Genomic DNA, 5,180 nt, shown 5'->3' on the forward strand with positions numbered 1-5,180 from the left:
AAATTCACCGTTTCGAGCCCCAAATATCAAGTTTATTTCTTGCATAAATGTATCCTATAGGATACATTCTACTTATGTACTCAATATATACCACTGAAGTCTTTGATGACTGGTTCACCAAGTTAAAAGACCAGCAGGCAAAAAGACGCATACAAGTCCGAATTGATCGGGTTGAAGATGGAAACTTTGGAGATACTGAGCCGGTCGGTGAAGGTGTTTCTGAATTACGTTTCTTCTTTGGGCCAGGCTATAGGATTTATTACTGCAAGCAAGGGCAAAGGGTTGTTATTCTCTTAGCAGGCGGAGATAAGTCTACGCAAAGTAAAGATATAAAACTTGCCCTGCAATTGGCACAAGATTTAGAGGAGGAGCTATAAATGGCTATTAAACTTCGCAAATGGGACAGTGCTGAGCATCTTAAAACAGAGGATGATATGCAGGCTTACTTACAAGCATGTATTGAAGAATCTAATGGCGATGCCGCATTCATTGCAAAGGCTTTAGGTAACATTGCAAAAGCTAAAGGAATGGCTCAATTATCACGAGATACAGGCTTAGGCCGAGAAAGTCTTTACAAAGCACTTTCTGGTGATGTTAACCCTAGTTTTGATACTGTGATTAAAGTTGTAAAAGCACTGAATTTACGCTTAGCAATTTAAAAAAAGTTATTAAAAAATGGAGCTTTAGGCTCCATTTTTTAATTTCGTATAAGGTGTATTATGTTAATTTTAGCTTTTCTCTATAATTACTATCTTAAGGCCCACTACCAAATTCTGTAATTAGCCAATCAGATTGAGGAGATTGTTTCACAAGAGTAATAAATAAAATATAGTCACCTACTGGACTACCAGCATCATCTATATGGACGACTTTAACTTTTACCATCACTGAAATAATTTTATAAAATTCTTGATAATACTCAGGTCTACTTTCCGCTGAATCATAATTAATCCTTACTACTTCTAAAATTTTTGAGTCTTTGAAAGAGAGAAACCTTTCAGAACTTTTTAAATCTTCATGTAATCGCGCATCTGGCCAAACATATTTGATTGCTGATTCTAGATCATGTTTAGCAAGTGAATTAAAGAAAAGTATTGTTGTCTGTGTTGCCATCTCTTTATCATGATTTAATTTCTGTTTGTATGAATTAATGATTAGAAGTAGACATAGACCTACAAGTAAAATTCCTAATTTTATAAATATTTTAGACATTATAATTTCACTTTTATCTTTCGAAAAAACGCATAACCGACTAAAAGACACATAAGCCAAAATAAATAATCAAGAATAAAATATAAAAAAATGAATTGATCTATTCCTATAATAATATTTAAAGGATCTAGTGCTATACTACCGCCTGGAGATATTTCACCATCTACTAAAAACTGTAATGGAAATCCTCCTCCTATAACTTCAACTTTTCCAAGCTTGTCTACAACTATCCGGTCTATCAATGTATATTTCTGATGAAACAAAGACAAATAAGTCAAAACAAAAGCTAATATATTGAAATATATTATTTTTTTCTTTAATAATTCTTTAACTTTAAAATCAGTTAAAAATAACCAATAAGACAAGCCTGGAATTAGAGCCATAAAGATAGTCCAAGTGTCGGTATACATCTTCCACCATTCTTTCGAAACTTCTCCTGTATGGCTCCATCCAAAAAGAACAAAAAATGGCATAGCAATAATTAAAGAGCTAATACAGATAGTTAGCAAATTAAGAATACTATAACGATTTAAAAGAATTGAGACCATAAAGCTAAAAGGTACTGTCAAAATACTATAAGCTAAGTAAACAAGACCATGCCCTGCAAAAACCACAAAAATTGAATATAGACTATATTCACGATTCATTATGATAAATAGCAATGCTGTGAAAAAAAGTAGTGGTAAAGGAGCAAGTAATAGGGCTTTTACTATTTTTTCTTTTGAGTATTTCATTAACTTAATTCTCTTATTTACTCAATAATTATTACACTATATCAACTCTTGGAAAAAGCGTTGAATGAGCCTATTTAATTGGTGAATAATATAATTTAAAGTTTCTTTGATGCTTTTTCTATTGATGTAACAACATTCTTATTTAAAAACGTAGGTAATATGAAAAATAATAGTAAGTTGATTTATTTAGTTATTACGGCAATCGTAGTAGCTTTTATTGGATTTTTTATTTTTGCCAAAAAAAGTGATGATGTACATAGTAAAGAGCTGATGGAAACTCAAGAAAAGATCAGTTCCAACCGTAATACTCTTAATGCTAATGACGGTATCACTAACAATGCGCCCAATCTCCCTCATGGAATGCCTCCTAAATGGGTAAAAAGTACGATTGCTATTAATGATAGCCCTACATATTCACGAGAAGATAAAATCCATAAGCTAGTTGATTTGTTGAAACAAAATGAATCGAACCCTGATGCATTAAGTGTAATTCTTGTATCCCTAACGAATTTAGACCCGATTGAAGCAGCAGACGATATTATTCCTTATTTAAAGGATACGAACCCAAAGGTTCAAATTTTGGCTCTGGGTGCTCTTAATAATGCTTCGCTACTCACTCAGAAAGAACATGAGATTAAGGGTTCACTGCCAGAGAATGAAGCTGTTCGTAAACGGATTATTGAAGCCGTTAATGAGCTTAAAGTAGATCCAAATACGTCAGATGAAGTAAAGAAAGTATTAATTGCCACTTTCCCATAGATAAATCCTTCTTTAAAAGGCAAATAACAAATGATTTTATAGAGCATTCTTAATTCACTATTCAGCGGAAAAACATACCCACTTAACATAATGGCTGTTATACGAAATAAAAAAACCTAGGCACTGCCTAGGTCTTAAATTTAAAAAAATACATAAAGATTAAGGCGCATGACACTTCAATCAAGCTATATTAATAATTACATACCATAGAAACAGCACCTTGATAGTTACCATTATTGCTCAAAGTCATACGGTAAATTGCACCAAGTACTAGGCTATTTGGTCCATTATCAGCTATGTTAAATGTACCGATCTGATTTGATTCACCTTGTTGTCCTACGATACCCAATAAGTTATAGCTGCTATAGTTATTGAATGAATCAACCCATCTCATTGATGAAGCAAAGGTAGTTTCATCACTGCCATTTTTTGCAGTAAATTTAACGTCGATATTGCCGTTAGGATTTAAGGTAATACTTCCATTATGAATGGATGGAGAAATAAATTTTTCAAATTGGCCACTATTGGTCACTTTTGCTTGAGTAGCATTAACATCAGTACAGTTAATTTGTTTGGTTTGGGCAGAAATACGCTTAGTAATGATTGGGGTAAATGCAAAATAAAAATAAGAGGCATTGCTATATTTGGAAATATCTGTTGATTTTATTTCCCCATTTTTTTCATAATTAAAAATTCCTTTGGTTACACGAGCAATCGTAAAGTTTTTATTTCCAGCAATTTCTTTCGCAACAATATCTCCTGTAATTTTGTAATCACCAAATTCGGTGATAATACCATCGGCATTTTGTTTTACAGAATCAAGTCTTGATGCACCAGAAGAATTAGGGTAGTCAAAAATAATATTGTAGGATTGTGATGGATTCAATTTTTCTAATACTGAACCAGTAGAAGTATCTGGTGTGGTGCCGCTGTTCCCTGTAGAGCTCGATGTACCATTCCCTGTAGAGCTCGATGCACCATTCCCTGTAGAGCTCGATGCACCATCACTGCCGCCGCCGCAGGCAGTTAAAGTAAGACCCAAAGAAATAACTAAAAAAGAGGTCTTAAATCGGTTCATGGTAATTCCTAGTTTAAAAGAATCAACTATAGTCTATTGTTAGAATACTGAAAATACGAACATCTTTTTATTTACAATAACTTAGGTGCATAAACCTACTTTTAAAGGCTTATTCAGCAAACAATGATTGATAGCTATTAACTTTATAGGCATATTTAATTCAAATATACCTCTCCTTTAACATAATGGAGGTTATACGAAATTTAGATGTTAGAACCCATTTAAATTAATGAGTTATTGAATAAGTAAAACCCTCTAAGTAGACTTTTAGAAGTTGTAAATCTAGGAAAAGGCTAAACATGCCGTTGATTGAGTATTACGGTCTGCTATTTGAATGGCACGATAAAAAAATGGAAATAGTCTATCGAGGGCGTGAAATTACTTTTGAAGAAGTATGTAGCGTTTTTCTTGATCCAGAGCTGATGTCCTTTGACGATCTTGGTCATTATGACGAACAACGGCTGATATCAATCGGTCTAAGCAATCGTGGTAGACTACTAACAGTGGTTTGGGTCGAACGTGGTGATGTTGCAAGAATCATTACTGCTTTTGAGCCATCACACAATCAAAAGCGGAGGTATAACCATGCAAAATGAATTAGAACGCTATAAAAATTTTGACCCTACCAATGCGCCAGTAGTAAAACCAAATTTTGTGAAAAAATTACAAGAACGCCATGCCACGGCTCAAGCAAAGGCTTTTGATGCAGATGTTGTAACTTGGCTAAGCTCTCAAGATAATGAAACAAAACAGCATATTAACGATATGGTTCGTCATATCATGGCATTGAAACGTGTTTAATTAAAATTTAGCTCGATACTTTGAAATATGGCTTTAGCCATGTTTCAAAGTCGGGCAACTTTGCGACTGTTTTTGTTTAATTAGTAATGAAAAATACCAAGCAAAGTACCGATTTCTAGTATGAGTTACTTTATGTTTAGGAAAATTATTTTAAGTTTGTGCTTAAGTTTACCTCATGTAACTTCAGCAGAAAATCTAGCATTAACTTCTAAAGAATTAATAGATTTAGAATTTAGAGAAAATTTAAATAAAAACTATTCGCTTGAGGAACTTACTTTAATACTTAATGAAAAATTGAAGGAAATATCAGTAATTTTTCCTGAAATACAGGGTGTTTTTGTAGATGAAAAAAATAGGGAAATTGTACTTGTTACTTTAAAAAGTGAGGGCGATTTTATAAAACTTCAACAAGCTAAAAGTATATTAAATGCTCCAGTAAGATTAATGGTACTTTCAGCTCCATTTCTAGAACATTAAAAAATGTCTATACAAAAATTAACATAAAATCTCTTATATGAAATTTAGAACTTATCCCTTAAAAAGATCATTAAAAAGCTCTTTATCTTTCTGTCTATTTTCTTCTGTCTTACTTTCCA

The 5,180-nt window shown here is 32.8% G+C and carries 9 protein-coding genes and 1 pseudogene; 6 read left to right on the top strand and 4 right to left on the bottom strand.

Annotation, left to right across the window (positions count from 1 at the left end; genetic code table 11):
- The first annotated feature begins 74 nt into the window (after nt 1-74).
- Together AVJ20_RS17575 and AVJ20_RS17580 are read left to right on the top strand one after the other, a co-directional pair.
- A complete protein-coding gene (locus tag AVJ20_RS17575) occupies nt 75-377 on the top strand; it encodes a type II toxin-antitoxin system RelE/ParE family toxin (protein ID WP_000286964.1) in 303 nt (100 codons plus the stop codon).
- Entirely contained in the window at nt 378-659 is a 282-nt protein-coding gene (locus AVJ20_RS17580; RefSeq protein WP_000985609.1) for an addiction module antidote protein, read from the top strand.
- Between the two features lie 94 nt (nt 660-753).
- Here AVJ20_RS17580 and AVJ20_RS17585 read toward each other — a convergent pair whose 3' ends face one another.
- The 3 genes and pseudogenes from AVJ20_RS17585 to AVJ20_RS18810 form a co-directional block, all read right to left on the bottom strand.
- Nucleotides 754-1,212, bottom strand: coding sequence for a hypothetical protein (locus tag AVJ20_RS17585; protein ID WP_005804943.1), 459 nt, complete (start codon nt 1,210-1,212; stop codon nt 754-756).
- Nucleotides 1,212-1,505: a hypothetical protein gene (locus AVJ20_RS18805; protein ID WP_227505690.1), complete on the bottom strand. Its 294-nt coding sequence runs from the start codon at nt 1,503-1,505 to the stop codon at nt 1,212-1,214. The genes AVJ20_RS17585 and AVJ20_RS18805 overlap by 1 nt, the downstream gene beginning before the upstream one ends.
- 30 nt (nt 1,506-1,535) lie before the next feature.
- Nucleotides 1,536-1,946 (bottom strand): annotated as a pseudogene (locus AVJ20_RS18810) (hypothetical protein); the annotation flags it as partial.
- Nucleotides 1,947-2,105: 159 nt separating this feature from the next.
- On the opposite strand from AVJ20_RS18810, the gene AVJ20_RS17595 reads away from it, so the two are divergent.
- Nucleotides 2,106-2,705 carry a HEAT repeat domain-containing protein gene (locus tag AVJ20_RS17595; protein WP_111886104.1) on the top strand — a complete coding sequence of 200 codons (600 nt, stop codon included), beginning with the start codon at nt 2,106-2,108 and terminating at the stop codon, nt 2,703-2,705.
- A gap of 190 nt (nt 2,706-2,895) precedes the next feature.
- On the opposite strand, the gene AVJ20_RS17600 is transcribed toward AVJ20_RS17595, so the two are convergent.
- A complete protein-coding gene (locus AVJ20_RS17600) occupies nt 2,896-3,783 on the bottom strand; it encodes a hypothetical protein (RefSeq protein ID WP_046206305.1) in 888 nt (295 codons plus the stop codon).
- Nucleotides 3,784-4,082: 299 nt separating this feature from the next.
- On the opposite strand from AVJ20_RS17600, the gene AVJ20_RS17605 reads away from it, so the two are divergent.
- From AVJ20_RS17605 to AVJ20_RS17615, 3 genes are all read left to right on the top strand, one after another.
- A complete protein-coding gene (locus AVJ20_RS17605) occupies nt 4,083-4,379 on the top strand; it encodes a BrnT family toxin (protein ID WP_111886105.1) in 297 nt (98 codons plus the stop codon).
- A complete protein-coding gene (locus AVJ20_RS17610) occupies nt 4,369-4,584 on the top strand; it encodes a hypothetical protein (RefSeq protein ID WP_111886106.1) in 216 nt (71 codons plus the stop codon). Before AVJ20_RS17605 ends, AVJ20_RS17610 begins: the two co-directional genes overlap by 11 nt.
- Nucleotides 4,585-4,716: 132 nt before the next feature.
- Nucleotides 4,717-5,061 (top strand): hypothetical protein, encoded by a 345-nt coding sequence (locus tag AVJ20_RS17615; RefSeq protein WP_111886107.1) that lies wholly within the window; start codon nt 4,717-4,719, stop codon nt 5,059-5,061.
- The last annotated feature ends 119 nt before the right edge of the window (nt 5,062-5,180 follow it).

This window comes from Acinetobacter sp. CFCC 11171, assembly GCF_003268405.1.
Taxonomy (GTDB): Bacteria; Pseudomonadota; Gammaproteobacteria; order Pseudomonadales; family Moraxellaceae; genus Acinetobacter; species Acinetobacter amyesii.